General features: G+C 42.6%; 18 protein-coding genes and 1 riboswitch. Of the genes, 16 read left to right on the plus strand and 2 right to left on the minus strand.

Translation table 11 applies throughout. The features are described from left to right. The first annotated feature begins 79 nt into the window (after positions 1 to 79). The 8 genes from resA to aroD all read left to right on the plus strand — a co-directional run bounded on the left by resA (position 80) and on the right by aroD (position 8717). Positions 80 to 619, plus strand: a complete 540-nt coding sequence (gene resA / locus JMN17_RS03255) for a thiol-disulfide oxidoreductase ResA (protein WP_087990577.1) — start codon at positions 80 to 82, stop codon at positions 617 to 619. Then, positions 616 to 2226, plus strand: coding sequence for a cytochrome c biogenesis protein ResB (gene resB, locus JMN17_RS03260; protein WP_202327350.1), 1611 nt, complete (start codon positions 616 to 618; stop codon positions 2224 to 2226). Before resA ends, resB begins: the two co-directional genes overlap by 4 nt. Before the next feature lie 37 nt (positions 2227 to 2263). Further along, positions 2264 to 3439: a cytochrome c biogenesis protein ResC gene (gene resC, locus JMN17_RS03265; RefSeq protein ID WP_202327353.1), complete on the plus strand. Its 1176-nt coding sequence runs from the start codon at positions 2264 to 2266 to the stop codon at positions 3437 to 3439. Positions 3440 to 3520: 81 nt separating this feature from the next. Next, positions 3521 to 4243: a DNA-binding response regulator ResD gene (gene resD, locus JMN17_RS03270; RefSeq protein ID WP_087990574.1), complete on the plus strand. Its 723-nt coding sequence runs from the start codon at positions 3521 to 3523 to the stop codon at positions 4241 to 4243. Next, positions 4240 to 6009 carry a sensor histidine kinase ResE gene (gene resE, locus JMN17_RS03275; RefSeq protein ID WP_202327355.1) on the plus strand — a complete coding sequence of 590 codons (1770 nt, stop codon included), beginning with the start codon at positions 4240 to 4242 and terminating at the stop codon, positions 6007 to 6009. Before resD ends, resE begins: the two co-directional genes overlap by 4 nt. A 204-nt stretch (positions 6010 to 6213) precedes the next feature. Continuing rightward, the gene (gene sigX / locus JMN17_RS03280) at positions 6214 to 6798 is read left to right on the plus strand and encodes an RNA polymerase sigma factor SigX (RefSeq protein WP_202327357.1); all 585 of its coding nucleotides are present in this window, start codon (positions 6214 to 6216) and stop codon (positions 6796 to 6798) included. Continuing rightward, entirely contained in the window at positions 6734 to 7840 is a 1107-nt protein-coding gene (locus JMN17_RS03285; RefSeq protein WP_202327358.1) for a GerMN domain-containing protein, read from the plus strand. The genes sigX and JMN17_RS03285 overlap by 65 nt, the downstream gene beginning before the upstream one ends. Before the next feature lie 109 nt (positions 7841 to 7949). Further along, on the plus strand, positions 7950 to 8717 hold the full coding sequence (aroD, locus tag JMN17_RS03290; protein ID WP_087990571.1) for a type I 3-dehydroquinate dehydratase: 768 nt from the start codon (positions 7950 to 7952) through the stop codon (positions 8715 to 8717). A 42-nt stretch (positions 8718 to 8759) separates the two neighbouring features. Here aroD and serA read toward each other — a convergent pair whose 3' ends face one another. After that, positions 8760 to 10337 (minus strand): phosphoglycerate dehydrogenase, encoded by a 1578-nt coding sequence (serA, locus tag JMN17_RS03295; protein WP_087990570.1) that lies wholly within the window; start codon positions 10335 to 10337, stop codon positions 8760 to 8762. Positions 10338 to 10543: 206 nt separating this feature from the next. Further along, positions 10544 to 10679, plus strand: a riboswitch (FMN riboswitch). 151 nt (positions 10680 to 10830) lie between these two features. Here serA and fmnP point away from each other — a divergent pair. Continuing rightward, the gene (gene fmnP, locus JMN17_RS03300; RefSeq protein WP_087990569.1) at positions 10831 to 11403 is read left to right on the plus strand and encodes a riboflavin transporter FmnP; all 573 of its coding nucleotides are present in this window, start codon (positions 10831 to 10833) and stop codon (positions 11401 to 11403) included. A gap of 39 nt (positions 11404 to 11442) precedes the next feature. Here the strand turns inward: fmnP and JMN17_RS03305 are convergent, their stop codons facing one another. Continuing rightward, a complete protein-coding gene (locus JMN17_RS03305) occupies positions 11443 to 11691 on the minus strand; it encodes a ferredoxin (RefSeq protein ID WP_003225461.1) in 249 nt (82 codons plus the stop codon). Positions 11692 to 11956: 265 nt separating this feature from the next. On the opposite strand from JMN17_RS03305, the gene JMN17_RS03310 reads away from it, so the two are divergent. The 7 genes from JMN17_RS03310 to JMN17_RS03340 all read left to right on the plus strand — a co-directional run bounded on the left by JMN17_RS03310 (position 11957) and on the right by JMN17_RS03340 (position 17932). Next, positions 11957 to 13015 (plus strand): helix-turn-helix domain-containing protein, encoded by a 1059-nt coding sequence (locus JMN17_RS03310; protein ID WP_202327724.1) that lies wholly within the window; start codon positions 11957 to 11959, stop codon positions 13013 to 13015. After that, on the plus strand, positions 13008 to 14498 hold the full coding sequence (locus tag JMN17_RS03315) for a RecQ family ATP-dependent DNA helicase (RefSeq protein WP_087990568.1): 1491 nt from the start codon (positions 13008 to 13010) through the stop codon (positions 14496 to 14498). Before JMN17_RS03310 ends, JMN17_RS03315 begins: the two co-directional genes overlap by 8 nt. Positions 14499 to 14524: 26 nt before the next feature. Next, positions 14525 to 15127 carry a CPBP family intramembrane glutamic endopeptidase gene (locus JMN17_RS03320; RefSeq protein ID WP_176365270.1) on the plus strand — a complete coding sequence of 201 codons (603 nt, stop codon included), beginning with the start codon at positions 14525 to 14527 and terminating at the stop codon, positions 15125 to 15127. Next, positions 15078 to 15815: a LysM peptidoglycan-binding domain-containing protein gene (locus tag JMN17_RS03325; protein ID WP_087990567.1), complete on the plus strand. Its 738-nt coding sequence runs from the start codon at positions 15078 to 15080 to the stop codon at positions 15813 to 15815. The genes JMN17_RS03320 and JMN17_RS03325 overlap by 50 nt, the downstream gene beginning before the upstream one ends. Positions 15816 to 15881: 66 nt before the next feature. Continuing rightward, positions 15882 to 16325 (plus strand): YpbF family protein, encoded by a 444-nt coding sequence (locus tag JMN17_RS03330; protein WP_087990566.1) that lies wholly within the window; start codon positions 15882 to 15884, stop codon positions 16323 to 16325. 84 nt (positions 16326 to 16409) lie between these two features. Beyond that, positions 16410 to 17189 (plus strand): metallophosphoesterase, encoded by a 780-nt coding sequence (locus JMN17_RS03335; protein ID WP_202327360.1) that lies wholly within the window; start codon positions 16410 to 16412, stop codon positions 17187 to 17189. Positions 17190 to 17347: 158 nt separating this feature from the next. After that, the gene (locus JMN17_RS03340) at positions 17348 to 17932 is read left to right on the plus strand and encodes a genetic competence negative regulator (protein ID WP_087990564.1); all 585 of its coding nucleotides are present in this window, start codon (positions 17348 to 17350) and stop codon (positions 17930 to 17932) included. Positions 17933 to 17988 lie beyond the last annotated feature (56 nt).

The following is a 17988-nucleotide window of genomic DNA, read 5'->3' on the forward strand; positions in this document are numbered from 1 at the left end:
CAAAAAGTAAGAAATGTGAAATGAATGTGCAATGATATAATTGAATGGATCTGCAATAGGGGGAAGGGGGCAGTGGACAATGAAGAAAAAAAGGCGTTTATTCATTCGGACCGGCATCCTTCTCGTTTTAATCTGCGCGCTTGGCTATACGATTTACAATGCTGTATTTGCCGGCAAAGAGAGCATATCCGAAGGGTCCGACGCACCGAATTTTGTCCTTGAAGATACGAATGGGAAGCGTATCGAGCTCAGTGATTTAAAAGGGAAAGGTGTTTTTTTGAATTTCTGGGGTACATGGTGTGAACCGTGCAAAAAAGAATTTCCTTATATGGCGAACCAATATAAGCATTTTAAAGACAAAGGTATTGAAGTTGTCGCGGTAAATGTTGGGGAGTCAAAGATAGCAGTACATAATTTTATGAAATCCTACGGAGTCAATTTCCCGGTTGTTCTGGATACAGATCGCCAAGTGCTTGATGCCTATGACGTATCTCCGCTTCCGACAACCTTTTTAATCAATCCGGAAGGAAAAGTTGTCAAGGTGGTGACCGGCACTATGACAGAAAGCATGATCCATGATTATATGAATCTGATAAAACCCGGAGAGACTTCGGGATGAAGCAAGTCAAATGTGAATGCGGACATGTAAACCCGGTCGGAACCGTTCTATGTGAATCGTGCGGAAGAGCTCTCCAAGTCACTCAGCCTCCGCTTGCTGATATGAGATATGACGGAAGCGCAAGGCGTTCACAAACTTATAACAAAACAATTATTGATAAAATTTGGAATTTCTTTTCTTCGGTTAAGGTTGGAATCTGGCTTATCATGATAACCCTTGCTGCATCAGCGTTCGGTACCATTTTTCCCCAAGAAGCCTATTTGCCTCCGGGCGCACAGGCTGACACTTATTACAAAGAGCAGTACGGCACATTTGGTCAGCTTTATTATTTGCTCGGATTTCATCATTTATATGGTTCTTGGTGGTATTTGCTGCTTATCGCCTCGATCGGCATTTCACTCGTGATTTGCAGCCTCGATCGGGTCATTCCGTTGTACAGGGCGTTAAAGAAACAAGGTGTCAAAAGGAGTCCTGCTTTTTTAAGAAGGCAGCGCTTGTTCAGTGAAACGGATACTGGATTGGATGGGGAAGCAAAAGAAAAGGTTGTAGCTCTCTTAAAGAAAAAGCATTATAGAATCAGAGAAAAAGAGGGAAGCATCCTTGCCGAAAAAGGGCGTTTTTCCCGCTGGGGCCCGTATGTCAACCACATTGGATTGATTATCTTTCTGATTGGTGCGATGCTGAGATTTGTGCCTGGCATGTACGTTGATGAGACGCTTTGGGTCAGAGAAGGCGAGACCGCGGCAATCCCGGGAACAGACGGTAAATATTATTTAAAAAACAATCAATTCAGCGTAGAGACCTATAACAGTAAAACGGAAAAAAAGGTATTCGCAGATGCCATTGACAGAGTCGGGGACGGGAAAGTGGCAAAGAACTTTCAAACAGATGCCGTACTCTACAAGAGAGAAGGAAAAATTGTTTACGGTGAGAAGCCAAAACTGAAAAAAGTATCAGAAGAGGATATCCGAGTCAATCAGCCGCTGCGTTTTGATTCTTTTTCCGTTTACCAGGTGGATTATAAAGAGAATCAGCTTGATCAAATGGTGTTTCAGCTTATAGACAAAAAAACAAAAAAATCCTTTGGGAGCATGAAGATCAACCTTTTGGATCCAGATTCGGTTTATGATCTTGGCAACGGTTACAAAATTGAAATAGCCAGCTACCTGCCAGACTTCTATTTTAATCAGGACGGGGAACCGAGCACGAAAACAAAGCTCCCTAACAATCCGGCTTTTGTCTTTAATGTCATAACACCGGACAAACCGAAGGGTGAAAAGAGCTTTGTCGCCATCCAAGAAACAATCGAAGGCTCCGGCAGCAATAAATACAAGCTGAAATTTGACCATGTCGAAACGAAAAGCATTACCGGACTTACAGTCAGAAAGGATCTGACACTTTGGGTGCTTGCCGTCGGCGGAGCTATTTTTATGATCGGTGTCATTCAAGGAATGTACTGGCAGCACCGAAGAATCTGGCTGCGCTCACAGGGCGGGGCAGTTATGGTGGCGGCGCATACCAATAAAAACTGGTATGGCCTTAAGAAGGATTTAGCATTTGTATTGGCTGATTCCGGACTGACTGAACCGGCGGACCAAAAAGAATGAATCAAAACACAGAAATAGGCGAAAAGGGAGTGATGACATGGCAGAGCTGAGCGGAAATTTTCTTTATGCGGCCTTTCTTGTGTATTTAATCGCTGTCCCGATTTTCGGCGGGGCCATACGAGGAAATAAAGATCAAAAGGGCAAGCCAAACCGATGGGCAAACATTGGAATCACTCTTTCTATTATCGGTTTTCTTTGCCACCTTGGATATTTCAGCACAAGGTGGGCTGCCAGCGGCCATGCGCCTGTCAGCAATATGTTTGAATTCACCACCGCGTTTGGCATGATGCTCGTTTTAGCGTTTATTATTCTTTATTTTATCTATAGATTGCCTTCATTAGGCTTGTTTACGCTGTCAATCGCTTTATTGCTGATTGCATACGCCAGCATGTTTCCGACGGATATCTCGCCATTAATTCCGTCCCTGCAGAGCAATTGGCTGTATATTCACGTAACAACGGCCGCGCTTGGGCAAGCTATACTTGCCATCAGCTTTGTCGCAGGTGTCATCTTTCTTTTGAAGCATGTAGACCAGACAAAACGCAGCAAAAAAACCTTCTGGCTTGAAGCGATTATGTTTATCCTCGTCACAACCGTCGCTTTTATTTTGATCACATCAGCATTTCGTCTTGCAGGCTATGAGGCGGAGTTCAACTGGGTGGATAAAAATAAGGAAAAAAGCGTGATGGTGTACGAAATGCCTGCGCTTGTCGGCCCGCATCAGGGAGAGCTTTTGACCGAGGAAAAAATGGAGCCGCTTGTTGAGCTTCCTGCTCTTTTCTCAGGCAGAAAGGTGAACACTGTCATTTGGTCATTTGGCACAGGGCTGGTTTTGTACGGCGCGCTTCGTCTGATTATCAGAAAAAGAATCAGTGCCCTTTTACATCCGCTTGTGAAAAACGTCAATCTTGATCTGGTGGATGAGGTTGGGTACAGGGCCGTATCAATCGGGTTTCCGATCTTTACGCTCGGCGCGCTGATCTTTGCAATGATTTGGGCTCAGCTCGCATGGACCAGATTTTGGGGCTGGGACCCGAAGGAAGTATGGGCGCTGATCACCTTTTTGTTTTATGCCGCGTATTTGCATTTAAGACTGTCAAGAGGCTGGCACGGTGAGAAGTCAGCATGGCTGGCCGTAATTGGTTTTGCTATTATTATGTTTAATTTAATATTCGTAAATCTAGTGCTTGCCGGACTTCATTCTTATGCTTAGTCCTAAGAAAGCGACACAGTTCTCAAACTTTCTCACGATTTGATAAAATGAAAGTAACAGAAGGAAAGCAGGGGGAAAACGATGGACCAAACGAACGAAACCAAAATATTAGTAGTTGATGACGAAGCCAGAATTCGCCGCCTTTTAAGAATGTATCTGGAACGTGAAAATTATGTCATAGACGAAGCGGAAAATGGTGATGAAGCCATTGCCAAAGGACTTGAAGCCAATTATGACTTGATTTTGCTTGATCTGATGATGCCGGGGACTGATGGAATTGAAGTGTGCCGGCAACTTCGGGAAAAAAAAGCGACACCAATCATCATGCTGACCGCAAAAGGAGAAGAAACAAATCGGGTGCAGGGGTTTGAAGCGGGAACAGATGATTATATTGTCAAGCCGTTCAGCCCGAGAGAAGTCGTGCTGCGGGTAAAGGCCCTTTTGAGAAGAGCATCCCAAACCTCTTATATCAACGCCAATACACCGACGAAAAATGTGCTTGTGTTTTCACATCTGTCCATTGACCATGATGCCCACCGCGTAACGGCTGAGGGAACAGAAGTAAGCCTAACGCCGAAAGAGTATGAGCTCCTACACTTCTTAGCGAAAACTCCTGACAAAGTGTATGATCGGGAAAAGCTTCTCAAAGAAGTGTGGCAATATGAGTTTTTTGGTGATCTGCGGACAGTGGACACTCATGTTAAACGCCTGAGAGAGAAGCTGAACAAGGTATCCCCGGAAGCTGCGAAAAAAATTGTCACCGTATGGGGTGTAGGCTATAAATTTGAGGTAGGCGCTGAATGAAATTTTGGAAAAGCGTAGTAGGCAAGCTGTGGTTTACGATCCTTTCACTCGTTTTGATCGTATTATTTATTTTAACGGTTCTTTTGTTGGAGTTTATTGAAAATTACCATGTGGAAGAAGCCGAGAATGATTTAACACAGCTTGCGAATAAAGTTGCTGTCATCTTAGAAAATCACGAGGACCAGGCGCTGGCAAGATCAATCACTTGGGAGCTCGCTGATAACTTAACAAGCATTGCAATCATTCAAGATGAGAAACAGTATTGGTATTCTCCGAATGATAAAAATCGCCTGTCGTCTATTACGGTTGAGCAAATACAGCATGACAATGACTTAAATCAAGCTCTCCAAGATCATAAAAAAGTAAGCAAACGATCGGGGCTGAGCGATACAGACACGGATAATGAGCGTCTGATTGTAGGTGTCCCGTATGAAAAAGACGGAAAGAAAGGCATGGTCTTTTTATCCCAGTCTTTGCTTGCCGTTAAAGATACAACAAAACACACGACCCGCTATATTTTTCTGGCCGCGGGGATTGCGATTGTACTGACCACGTTTTTCGCTTTCTTCTTATCAAGCAGGGTCACGTATCCGCTTCGCAAAATGAGAGAGGGCGCACAGGACTTGGCTAAGGGCAAGTTTGATACAAAAATCCCAATTTTAACTCAGGATGAAATCGGTGAACTGGCAACTGCTTTTAATCAAATGGGGCGGCAGCTTAACTTTCATATTAATGCGCTCAATCAAGAAAAAGAGCAGCTTTCTAATATTTTGAGCAGTATGGCTGACGGGGTCATTACCATTAATATTGACGGTACGATTCTTGTGACAAACCCGCCGGCTGAACGTTTTCTTCAAGCTTGGTATTATGAGCAGAACATGAATATTAAAGAAGGGGATAATCTTCCGCCTGAAGCAAAAGAGCTGTTCCAAAACGCTGTCAGCACCGAAAAAGAACAAATGATAGAAATGACGCTGCAAGGCAGATCATGGGTGCTTTTGATGTCGCCGCTTTATGCGGAAGCGCACGTCAGAGGAGCGGTTGCCGTGCTGCGCGATATGACGGAAGAACGACGCCTTGATAAGCTGCGTGAGGATTTTATCGCAAATGTCAGTCATGAGTTGAGAACACCGATTTCCATGCTTCAGGGATACAGTGAAGCGATTGTCGATGACATTGCAAGCTCTGAAGAAGACCGAAAAGAAATTGCTCAAATCATTTATGATGAATCGCTGCGAATGGGCCGCTTAGTCAACGATCTGCTTGATTTAGCCCGAATGGAATCAGGCCATACAGGCTTGCATTATGAAAAAATCAATGTTAATGAATTTTTAGAGAAGATCATCCGGAAATTTTCCGGCGTTGCTAAAGAAAAAAATATCGCTTTACATCAAGACGTTTCTCTCATAGAAGAGGAATTTATGTTTGATGAAGACAAGATGGAGCAGGTATTTACCAATTTGGTCGATAACGCGCTGCGGCATACTTCATCCGGCGGCAGTGTTTCTATTGAAGTCCATTCTGTGAAGGATGGATTGAAAATCGATATCAAAGACTCTGGATCCGGTATACCGGAAGAAGATCTCCCTTTTATCTTTGAGCGGTTCTATAAGGCAGATAAAGCGAGGACTAGAGGCAGAGCAGGAACCGGACTTGGGCTGGCTATTGTTAAAAATATCGTGGAGGCCCACAACGGGTCAATTACGGTGCACAGCCGAATGGATAAAGGAACGACATTTACATTTTATATTCCGACAAAACCATAAAATCGAGTCTGAATTTGCCGAAGAATCTTGTTCCATAAGAAACACCCGCTGATCTTAGCGGGTGTTTTTTTAAAAGCCAATATTAATAAAATTTAAGGATATGTTAATATAAATTCCCTTCCAAATTCCAGTTTCTCGTAATATAGTTGTAATGTAACTTTTCAAGCTATTAATACGACAAAAAAGTGAACGGAGGGGTTTCAAATGGAAGAAACCTTTCAATTGTTATATGATACTTATCATCAAGATTTATACCAGTTTTTATTTTATATGGTAAAGGATAAAAACCAGGCTGAAGATCTTCTTCAGGAGGTTTATATCCGGGTATTACATTCTTATCATACGTTTGAAGGAAGAAGCAGTGAAAAAACATGGCTTTTGTCTGTCGCGCGCCATGTTGCGATAGACTGGTTCCGTAAACAGCAGACGATCAGACAGCGTATACTCGGCACATTTGATTGGGATACACAGGATGTCAGAGATCAGCAATTGCTTCCGGATGAACTTGCGGTTCAAAATGAAAATGTCCGGGAAATTTATGCTGCGCTTGATCAATGTACGATCGATCAAAGAGCTGTGATTATCTTGCGGTTTATTCAGGGATATTCAATACAGGAAACAGCCAATGCTCTGCGCTTCTCGGAAAGCAAAGTCAAAACGACCCAACACAGAGGGCTCAAAGTACTTCGGAAACATATGGAGCTTTTGAGGGAGGAGCTAATGGATGATGAAGTCAGATTGGAACGAAGAGCAGATAAAGGAGTTGTTAAGTCAACTTCCGGCAGTTAAAGACCATCGTTCGCCCCAAGATATTTACAAGCGGCTGACGATGGCAAAAATCAAAAAAAAGCCAGCTGTTAGGTGGATTGGCCCCGCGTGTGCCACTGCAATTGCGGTTTATATCGCCTTCATTATTTCTCCTCAATTTTTTGATCAGGCACAACCTCAACAAAAAGAAGCGTCCCAAGAGAACGCTGTGACGAAAACTGAGACAGCAGACAGCCCAAAGGCTGCATCATCCCTGGATCAGACATCGTATGTTGTTTCTGAAAAGGAACAGAACAATTACATCACTGTAGCGATTGCTGATGCCGAAACATCCGCAATTATACCTCTTAGCATCAAAAAAACAAACGAAGACCAAACGATACAGGAGATGTTGTTTGAAAGTAGTGAACTGGGTATTTTGGATCATGCCATTACGATCCCATCCTTCATAGATGAAATAGAGGTAAAGGAAAAACCAAACCAGAAGGAATTGAGTATACGAGTCCATCAGCCGGTTCAGGATTTTTCTGTAAAAGATGATACACTGTTAAAAAAATTGCTGAAAGAATCTTTAAAATGGAGTCCTTATGAAAAAATCAAATTTTTATCGGATCAAAACGATGGTGGCATCCGTATTGGCTCATATGGCACTTTTACGGAAATTTCGATTCCCAAACAGTCGAAAAGAGCCTACTACTTGTACCGAAATAAACAAGGACAAGACTTTCTCGTACCATCAGAAAAAACATTTGATACGGTAAAAGAAGCGATTAAGGAAATGGAATCGAGCAACCAACAAGATACAACACCTCTTTTTCAAGCGGGAGCTGTCAAATCTGTAACGAAGAAAAAGAAACACTTATATATCCACTTCTCAAAAGACTCAAAAGTTGACGATTCTATTGCTGGTATCTTAATGCTTGAAGGACTTCTTTTAACAGCAAAGGAATTTGGTTTTACAAAGGTGACCTTTACGGAAACCAGAACAAAAAAAATCGGCAGGTATGACGTATCAGGTGCTATTCCGGTACCTGCTGCTCCAAACCCCATCTCTTTAAACTAAAAGTGGCCCTCAGGGTCTTTTTTAGTTGCCTTTCATATAATAGAAATTTTCAAAAAATAGTTGTGCGTGTATAATAAAACAAGGTAACGATTGAAAGGATTTGAGATGAGTGAACGTGTTAACAATCAAAGGAGTTTCCATCGGAGAAGGGATGCCGAAAATCATCATTCCGTTGATGGGAAAAACGGAAAAACAAATTTTGAACGAAGCAGAAGCTGTAAAATTACTGGATCCGGACATTGTGGAGTGGCGAGTCGACCTATTTGAAAAAGCAAACGACAAAGAAGCTGTCACACAGATGATTTCTAAGCTTCGGGAGTCTGTAGCTGACAAGCTGTTTCTATTTACCTTCAGAACCCATAAAGAAGGCGGCAGTATGGAAATGGATGAAAGCTCATATATTGCCTTGTTGGAAGCGGCAGTCCAGACAAAAGACATCGATCTTATTGACATTGAATTATTTTCAGGAGATGCAAATGTGAAAGCGTTAGTATCGCTGGCAGAAGAACATAATGTCTATGTGGTGATGTCAAATCATGATTTTGAGAAAACGCCTGCGAAAGATGAAATTCTTTCGAGACTTCGAAAAATGCAGGATTTAGGGGCGCATATTCCAAAAATGGCTGTCATGCCGAATGATACAGGAGATCTCTTAACGCTGCTTGATGCAACGTATACAATGAAAACAAAATATGCAAACCGTCCAATCATTACAATGTCCATGGCTGCAACAGGACTGATCAGCAGACTGAGCGGCGAGGTTTTTGGATCAGCTTGTACTTTTGGCGCCGGAGAAGAGGCCTCGGCACCTGGTCAAATACCTGTTTCTGAGCTGAGGAGTGTCTTAGACATTTTGCACAAAAACATACGAAAATAAAACAATAAAAAACTCAAGCTATATAGCTTGAGTTTTTTTGATTTATGGAAGATCAATGAGCTTAACAGATACAATATCGGGAACTTCTGTTAGTTCCTTCACGATTTTATCTTCCAAATGTCTGTCAAAGGAAAGCATCATGATGGCTTCTCCGCCTTTTTCTTTACGGCCAACCTGCATGGTTGCAATGTTAATATCGTTATCTCCGAGAATACGTCCTACTCGGCCGATGACACCTGTTGTATCCTGATGCTGGATATATACCAAGTGACCTGTCGGATAAAAATCGATATTAAAGCCGTTGATCTCGACAATACGTTCTCCGAAATGAGGGATATACGTAGCCGTCACAGTAAAGGTGCTGCGGTCTCCCGTTACTTTTACGCTGATGCAGTTATCGTATCCAGATTCAGAAGAGGAAATTTTTTCACTGAAGCTGATGCCGCGTTCTTTTGCGACACCGCCGGCATTGACTTCGTTAACAGTTGAGTCAACGCGCGGTTTTAAAAAGCCTGACAGAAGGCTTTTTGTAATGAACGATGTTTCAAGTTTAGCAATTGTGCCTTCATACTGAATGGCAACATCCTGTACCGGCTCTTTCATGCATTGGGATACTAGGCTGCCAATTTTTCCTGCGATTTGATGGTAAGGCTTAATCTTAGCGAATTCATCTTTTGTCATGGCTGGCAGGTTGATAGCTGACATGACAGGAAGACCTTTTGCGAACTGCAGAACTTCTTCTGAGACTTGAGCCGCGACATTCAGCTGTGCTTCTTTAGTCGATGCTCCCAAGTGAGGAGTTGCAATGACTAATGGATGATCAACGAGTTTATTGTCAACAGGCGGTTCAACTTCAAAAACGTCAAGCGCCGCTCCGGCAACATGCCCGCTTTCCAAAGCTTCGAGAAGTGCAGCTTCATCGATAATACCGCCTCGTGCGCAGTTAATTAAGCGAACACCTTTTTTCATTTTTGCAATCGTTTCTTTATTCAACAAGCCTTTTGTTTCTTTTGTTAAAGGTGTGTGAACAGTAATAATATCTGCGCTTTCAAGAACTTCTTCAAATGTACGGCTGTTTACACCGATTTTTTTCGCTCTATCTTCAGTTAAGAAAGGATCAAAAACGTGAACGGTCATACCGAACGCTCTCGCACGCTGTGCGATTTCGCTTCCAATGCGGCCTAATCCAACAATCCCAAGCGTTTTCCCGTAAAGCTCTGAACCGACATAAGCCGTGCGGTTCCACTCTCTGGATTTCACGGAGATATTAGCCTGAGGAATGTGTCTCATTAAAGAAGAGATCATCGCAAATGTATGCTCAGCTGTCGAAATGGTGTTGCCGTTTGGAGCGTTAATTACGATGACGCCGTGTTTAGTCGCCTCGTCAATATCGATATTATCTACACCGACACCGGCTCTTCCGACAATTTTTAAAGAAGTCATTTTGTTGAAAAGGTCTTCTGTTACTTTTGTTGCGCTTCGCACCAAAAGAGCATCGAAAGTATGTAATTCATCCTCTGCTTCTGCTGCGTTTTTTTGAACGATTTCAATAAAGTCTGATTCAATAAGTGGCTGTAAGCCGTCGTTGCTCATTTTGTCTGAGACCAATACTCGAAACATCGTTAGATTTCCTCCTAAATTGACAAACTAAATATCTGATAATTTAACATATTCTCAATAGAGTGTCAACGTGTATTGACGCAGTAAAGGGTAAAAGGAAAGCTTGAAAATCAATGTTTTCACAGCTTTTGGGTATTATTTATAATTTGAAGCAATTCTCTATACAGGCAACAAGTTATCGTTTATAATGGAACTAAATTCATATGATCAATCTTCGGGGCAGGGTGAAATTCCCTACCGGCGGTGATGAGCCGATGGCTCTAAGCCCGCGAGCTGTTTTTTACAGCAGGATTCGGTGAGATTCCGGAGCCGACAGTACAGTCTGGATGGGAGAAGATGGAGGTTCATAAGCGTTTTGAAATTTATTTCTCAAACGTTTCTTTGCCTAGCCTAATTTTCGAAACCCCGCTTTTTAGATGAAGCGGTTTTTTTATTGGCTGGAAAAGAACCTTTCCGTTTTCGAGTAAGATGTGATCGAAAAGGAGAGAGTGAAGTGAAAGTGAAAAAATTAGTTGTGATCAGTATGCTGAGCAGCATTGCATTTGTTTTGATGCTGTTAAATTTCCCGTTTCCGGGGCTTCCGGATTATTTGAAAATTGATTTTAGCGACGTGCCCGCTATTATTGCCATTCTGATTTACGGTCCTTTGGCGGGAATTGCCGTCGAAGCGATAAAAAACGTTCTTCAATATATTATTCAGGGAAGCATGGCCGGAGTTCCTGTCGGGCAGACTGCGAATTTTATCGCAGGAACACTCTTTATCTTGCCGACTGCTTTCTTATTTAAAAAGCTGAGCTCAGCAAAGGGGATGGCTGTCAGTCTGCTTCTGGGAACTGCAGCGATGACCGTTTTGATGAGTATTTTAAATTATGTACTGATTCTTCCGGCTTACACGTGGTTTTTACATTCGCCGGCATTATCCGACAGCGCGCTGAAAACAGCCGTCGTCGCTGGTATTCTGCCGTTTAACATCATAAAAGGCATTGTGATTACGATTGTTTTCTCACTTATTTTCATCAAGTTGAAGCCATGGATTGAACAGCAGCGAAGCGCTCATATCCATTAAAATATAAAAAGCTCCCGCAGGGGAGCTTTTTCCATACTTCTATTCAAATTTAAGCGGGTCGCCTTCAAATGGCTCATCCGCCACTTTGATGGAATCAGTAGGACATCCTTCAAATGCGTCAATCATATCTTCTTCCAGTACCTCAGGAACTTCAACAACGCCTTTGTTTTCATCAAGCGTTACGAACGCGATGCCTTCATCATCGTAATCGTAAATGTCTGGTGCAGCAGCTCCGCAAGCGCCGCATGCAATACATGTATCTTTGTCTACGATTGTGTACTTTGCCATGAATAAAACCTCCCAGATTGTTCTTGGTGGAACAAATGGATCAATCTTTATATTTAATCAATTTAACACCTATTCCTCTTACTTATTGTAATGATGTTGCTGCCACATTTCAACAGAAAAATGATTGAGAATGCTTATCACATAAGGGGTTATCTACATAACATCCCCCCTAACGATGACTTTAAACGTCGATTTCTGTTTAAAATCTGTTAAAATAAAAAGAGCAAATCAACGATTTTTGTCAGGAAGAATGTGGGTGGATAGGTTGTCATTAAATTACTTCGATATTATGGTTCTCGATTGCCTTTGCAAAATAAACGGAGAACGTTCGGGAAGCGCTGTTTTTCACCTATTCAAAGGCAAAAGATCGTCACAAACCATTCAAGACGCCGGCTTATTTCAGACTGCAAAATACTTTGGAATGGCGCGGAAATGTTCGAGAAGCGATATTTTAGCGTCAATCACCAAGCTCGAACAGCATTCATATCTCGAACCAATGGCTGAAACAGATACATATAAAGTGACAGCCAGCGGCGCAGCGGCATTGAGTCATGCTCTCAATGAACGGCCTTGGCCTGTTCATTGCCACGGCGCTTATTACCAGCAGGCTGCCGGTGTGCTTTGGAGAAGGCTTTCCCTGCTTGTGCAGGTCTTATCTAATAAACTGCAAGGGAGCAGGCAGTATATTCCTGTCACAAAGGATTATAAGACGCTTCACTGGGTAAAGAAATACCTCTCCAGCCATACGGATCATATAGAGATGGCACGCAGCTTTTTTGCCATGCTGGAGGAGCATTTGTATAAGATTGATGACAAAGAAGCGAAAATTTTTGTCTACTCTTTAACCTCGCACGATAGGATCGGCTATACGAGCAGACAGCTTGCTGACACGCTGGAAGAAGATGAATGGTATGTTTATATCATGTTTTGGGCTTCCGTACATTATTTTATACATTCTCTTCCGGAGTGTGAACATTCTCTGTTAAAGGACCTCCTCTCTGATGTGCATGTTGAGAATGCCCTGACAGAGTCAACGAGAAAAACATGGCAGATGGTCAAACAAGGGATCCCGATACAGCGAATTGCAGAAATCAGAAAGCTGAAAACAGCGACGATCGAAGACCATATTGTCGAGATTTCTCTCCACGAGCCTGCGTTTAAGATAGATGACTATGTATCAGCGGAAGACCAGCTCAAAATTGCAGAGTTTGCCAAACGGATGAGAACGAACAAAATCAAACAAATTCGCGACGGGATGGAACAGCGGTTCAGCTATTTTCAAATCAGATTGGCATTGACAAAGCAGGTGCAGCAATATGACTAAATTACAGCAAACGTTATATCAGTTTTTTGGTTTTACTTCCTTTAAAAAAGGGCAGGAGGACATTATTAGAAGCATACTTAGCGGGAAGGATACCATTGCGATGCTCCCGACTGGGGGAGGAAAATCGCTTTGCTACCAGCTGCCTGGTTATATGCTTGACGGCATGGTATTAATCGTTTCTCCATTGCTTTCCTTAATGGAGGATCAGGTACAGCAGCTGAAGGCGCGGGGTGAAAAGCGTGCGGCAGCTTTGAACAGCATGCTTAGCATGCAGCAGAGACAATTCGTTTTAGATCATATTCATCGCTATAAATTTTTGTACTTGTCTCCTGAGGCTTTGCAGTCCCCATATGTATTGGAAAAATTGAAAAGCGTATCGATCAGCCTATTTGTTATTGATGAGGCGCATTGTATATCTGAATGGGGGCATGACTTCAGGCCTGACTATTCAAAGCTTGGACAGCTGAGAAAAAAACTTGGGCATCCGCCGGTTCTGGCATTGACCGCTACAGCTACAAAGGCTACGCTGCAAGATGTCACGGACCTGCTTGAGCTGCAGCATGCCGAACGGCATCTCAATTCAGTCAATCGTCCAAATATCGCGCTCAGGGTTGAACATGCGGCTGATACTGTCGAAAAAATAGATAGGGTCATTCAGCTGGTTGAAAACCTGCAAGGTCCGGGAATTGTTTATTGTCCGACAAGGAAATGGGCTGAGGAATTAGCGGGTGAAATTAAAAGCAAAACGAGCAGCAGAGCCGACTTTTACCATGGCGGTATGGAATCTGGCGACAGGATTTTAATTCAGCAGCAGTTTATTCATAACCAGCTTGATGTGATATGTTGTACGAATGCGTTTGGAATGGGTGTCGATAAACCTGATATCAGATATGTGATCCATTTTCACCTCCCGCAAACGGCTGAAGCTTTTATGCAGGAAATCGGCAGAGCGGGACGCGATGGAAAACCGAGTGTCAGCATTTTGCTGCGGGCGCCAGGGGATTTTGAACTTCAGGAGCAGATTATCCAAATGGAGAGTGTTACAGCTGAAGAAATCGCCAATGTGATCCGTGTGCTTGAGGAGACGGAGGAGCGGGATGAGAGAAGGCTGCGTGACTTATTAATGCAATATGATATCGGAGAGACCCAAGGCCGTATGATAATACATCTCTTCATGCAGGGCAAAACATCAATTGAACTGGTGAAGCGGGAGATTTCTTATCGCATGGAACTTAAGCTGGAAAAAGTTCGCCGCGTATCTTTGCTGCTTCAGCGTGATGGCTGTATAAGACAATCGCTGTTAACCTATTTTGATGAATCATACGATCCTGAGGACGGAAACCTCCCGTGCTGTTCTCATTGCGGTTTCGATCTATCCTTGTATGAACAAAAAGAAGAACGGAATAAAAAGGCTTCATTAGACAGCTGGAGTTCGGAATTGCACCGAATATTCAGCTTGCAGACTGTAGGTGAACTGGACTGAAACAGCAAAAGGATTTCATTCAGCAAATGTCAGACCGTGATATGCTGAAGCAGTTATATTTGACGCAGCTTTTGATCCTCATCGCCGCAGCTGCAGCAGGATTGTTCTTTTTTAAGGATGTCAGAGACGTACTAAAACTCTGGGATATTAGCGATATGCGAATCATATGGTACGGTGTTTCTATTGCTGTTATTGTGATTTTAGCCGATATGGCAGTGATGAAATGGTGCCCGCCCCATCTATATGATGACGGGGGAATCAATAAAAAAATATTCAGTAAGAGGTCAATCCCTCATATTATATTTTTAACGCTTCTGATTGCTTTCGCGGAAGAAATGTTATTCAGAGGAGTGCTGCAGACTCATATCGGTTTATGGGCGGCCAGCCTTGTATTTGCCGTTCTTCATTTTCGGTATTTGTCAAAATGGCTGTTATTTATCATGGTGACAGCAATCAGCTTTTTGCTCGGACTGATGTATGAATGGACCGGTAACTTATTTGTTCCGATGACGGCGCATTTTATCATTGATGCCGTGTTTGCCTGTCAGATTCGTTTTGAACATGTGAGGAGGGATAAACATGACGAACATGTCGAGAGTAGAGCGAAGAAAAAACCAGAATCTTTATGAAGATCAAAACGCCGCCTTGGCGGACGAATATTTCGATGATGATGGAGAAAGCCTTCCGACAAGACAATCTGTAAAAAATCAAAGAGAACAGAAAAAAAAGCAAGGTAAAACAAAAACGCCATTATTCACTGTGCTCGCTGTATTATTTGTATTTGTCCCGGTTATCGTTTTAGTCAGTTTATTTTATCTAAAAAACCACCCGGATCACCGTGACGATTATGAAGATGTTTTTATCGACAGCAGCCAAAGCAAATATGAGGTTGTATCGAAATCAGAGGGTAAAAAAAACACCAAAGAAGACGACACCAAAGAGACTGCACTGCAGCAAGCGTCCAAAAAAAAGTCTGAGAATACAAAGGCTAAAGAGCCGGCAAAAACAACAACTGATAAAAAACAGCCTGCTTTAGCGGAAACAGAAGACTCAGAAAATAAGGAGGAAGCAACCGCCGCGGCTGCTTCCTCTTCCCAACAAACAGCAGCCCAAAAAGAACAGCAGCCGGCAGAACCAGTTCAATCTAAGGCGAAACGAGTAGTTAAGCACACCGTCCAAAAGAAAGAAACGCTGTACCGCATTTCCATGAAATATTATAAAAGCCGGTCGGGAGAAGAAAAAATCCGTGCGTATAATCATTTGAATGGAAATGACGTATACACCGGACAAGTTTTGGACATCCCCCTTGATGGATGAATAGGGCATTTTTTTTAATTCACGCTCATATATTGTAGCAATGAAAATGGACAAGGTGTGAAGCGTATGGAATCCTTATGGAATCAGCTCGATCAGTTTACAGATGCGCCGACTAAACAGATGCTCCAAGCGCTGGTGAAACGAAAACAAAAATTTGAAAATTATGCAGCGCAATGCCGCAGATGGCGATGGGCTTCACTCATTTGCTTGGGCTTATTATGTCTTATGATCATGATCAAAAGCCCGGCGCCTCAGCTCGTTCTTCAAGAAATGCTAAGCCGTACCTTTTATTTATTTTGGATGATGGCCACCGCTTTTGCATACTGCACTTCATTTTATTTTAAGAAAAAGGAAGATAAAGCTGAGGGCGATTTCCATAAACTGAGATGCGAAATTATTCAGAAGAGCACTGATCTTTGGCCGCAGCCGGATAAATGGAAGGCGAGAGAGTCTGTTTTTCAAATGATGAAGCACAAATATGATATTAATCTATATTTTGAAAGTAAATAAAATGGGGCGTTTTCTCAAACGATAGAAACGTCTTTTTTTATTGTCCGTCTTATTGATAAGTTCTAAAAAGAATGGAGAGTTTTTATGAAGCTATCAGTGAAAATTGCCGGTGTGCTAACTGTTGCCGCAGCGGCTATGACGGCAAAAATGTATTCAACAGCAAAAGGCAACCATTTGAAAACACATACGTTTCTTTTATCAAAAATGAAGGGCAAATTGCCTCTTACAATCTTTTTTATTTCGGACATTCATAAACGTTCCATCGATCAAGACCTTTTACAAAAAGCGCGTAGTCATGCCCCTCACCTGGTTATCATCGGCGGTGATTTAGCCGAGGGCGGGGTGCCCAGTACGAGAATCGAGGAAAACATCAAACGGCTCTCAAATATTGGGGTCCCTGTTGTGTTTGTGTGGGGAAATAACGATTATGAAGTCAGACAGCATAAGCTGTATTCCATATTCAAAGCATACGGTGTCATCAGCCTGAGGAATGAATCAGTTTCGTTTTCGCACAATGGGCATACGATTGCGATTGCGGGAGTTGATGATATCAAGATGGAGATGGATCATTATGAGGAAGCCATTAAAGAGCTCGACAAAAGCCAGCTGAATATTCTGGTTTGCCATAACCCGGAAATCCACGAACAAATCAATGAAACCGACGGTATTGATGCGATATTCAGCGGACATACCCATGGCGGTCAGATCAGATTTGGGAAATTCGGCCCGTATGAGCTTGGAAAAACAGGTATTGTTAAACATGCGGCGTATCTGATCAGCAACGGATATGGCACGACAAAAGTGCCTTTTCGTTTAGGTGCTGAGCCGGAAACACATATTGTAACTCTTTGCGCGCCAGAATAACTTCTCAAAAGCAAAAATCCATAAGGCAATAAAAACTGCATTGTGCTTGTCTTACTAGTGAACTCAGTGTAAACTGATAACAATTAAGAACCTATGACTCATCATCTCATATAATGTGTTATATGATTTGTGTGCAAGTAGAGGCAGGAGGGAACGTTATGCGGCTTGAGCGTCTGAATTATAATAAGATTAAAATCTTTTTAACCCTCGATGATTTGACAGACCGGGGATTGACAAAAGAAGACCTCTGGAAGGACTCATTTAAAGTCCACCAGTTATTTAAAGATATGATGAATGAAGCTAATACAGAGCTCGGCTTTGAAGCGAATGGACCGATTGCAGTGGAAGTGTATTCTCTCCAAGCACAAGGGATGGTTGTGATCGTAACAAAGAACCAGGAAGCAGATTCCGAAGACGATGAGTATGATGATGATTACATCGAAATGCAAGTCAAGCTTGATGAAAGCGCGGACATCATTTATCAATTCCATTCCTTTGAAGATATCATTCAGCTTTCAGAAAGCTTACAGCGAATCGGTATCACAGGGGGGACTGTCTACCACTATGAGGGACAGTACTTTTTAAGCCTTGAAGACCTGGGGTCACATACGACTGAGGGAGTTGTGTCGGTTCTGGCTGAATACGGCAATCCGACAACTTTAACGATTTATCGCTTGCAAGAGTATGGTAAGCTTATTATGGACGATAATGCTGTTGAGACGATACAGACTCATTTTTTATAAAAATGCAACGGAAAACTGCTGATTTGACAGCAGTTTTTTTTGAGTTAAAAAACATG

Source organism: Bacillus sp. RHFS10, from assembly GCF_016757475.1.
In the GTDB taxonomy this organism is placed as follows: domain Bacteria; phylum Bacillota; class Bacilli; order Bacillales; family Bacillaceae; genus Bacillus; species Bacillus subtilis_G.

Excerpts from the sequence above, each read along its gene's own strand:
- resA (WP_087990577.1), top strand. The coding sequence starts at position 80 with ATGAAGAAAAAAAGGCGTTTATTCATTCGGACCGGCATCCTTCTCGTT.
- resB (WP_202327350.1), top strand. The coding sequence starts at position 616 with ATGAAGCAAGTCAAATGTGAATGCGGACATGTAAACCCGGTCGGAACC.
- resC (WP_202327353.1), top strand. The coding sequence starts at position 2,264 with ATGGCAGAGCTGAGCGGAAATTTTCTTTATGCGGCCTTTCTTGTGTAT.
- resD (WP_087990574.1), top strand. The coding sequence starts at position 3,521 with ATGGACCAAACGAACGAAACCAAAATATTAGTAGTTGATGACGAAGCC.
- resE (WP_202327355.1), top strand. The coding sequence starts at position 4,240 with ATGAAATTTTGGAAAAGCGTAGTAGGCAAGCTGTGGTTTACGATCCTT.
- sigX (WP_202327357.1), top strand. The coding sequence starts at position 6,214 with ATGGAAGAAACCTTTCAATTGTTATATGATACTTATCATCAAGATTTA.
- JMN17_RS03285 (WP_202327358.1), top strand. The coding sequence starts at position 6,734 with ATGATGAAGTCAGATTGGAACGAAGAGCAGATAAAGGAGTTGTTAAGT.
- serA (WP_087990570.1), bottom strand. The coding sequence starts at position 10,337 with ATGTTTCGAGTATTGGTCTCAGACAAAATGAGCAACGACGGCTTACAG.
- JMN17_RS03305 (WP_003225461.1), bottom strand. The coding sequence starts at position 11,691 with ATGGCAAAGTACACAATCGTAGACAAAGATACATGTATTGCATGCGGC.
- JMN17_RS03315 (WP_087990568.1), top strand. The coding sequence starts at position 13,008 with ATGACTAAATTACAGCAAACGTTATATCAGTTTTTTGGTTTTACTTCC.
- JMN17_RS03320 (WP_176365270.1), top strand. The coding sequence starts at position 14,525 with ATGTCAGACCGTGATATGCTGAAGCAGTTATATTTGACGCAGCTTTTG.
- JMN17_RS03325 (WP_087990567.1), top strand. The coding sequence starts at position 15,078 with ATGACGAACATGTCGAGAGTAGAGCGAAGAAAAAACCAGAATCTTTAT.
- JMN17_RS03330 (WP_087990566.1), top strand. The coding sequence starts at position 15,882 with ATGGAATCCTTATGGAATCAGCTCGATCAGTTTACAGATGCGCCGACT.
- JMN17_RS03335 (WP_202327360.1), top strand. The coding sequence starts at position 16,410 with ATGAAGCTATCAGTGAAAATTGCCGGTGTGCTAACTGTTGCCGCAGCG.
- JMN17_RS03340 (WP_087990564.1), top strand. The coding sequence starts at position 17,348 with ATGCGGCTTGAGCGTCTGAATTATAATAAGATTAAAATCTTTTTAACC.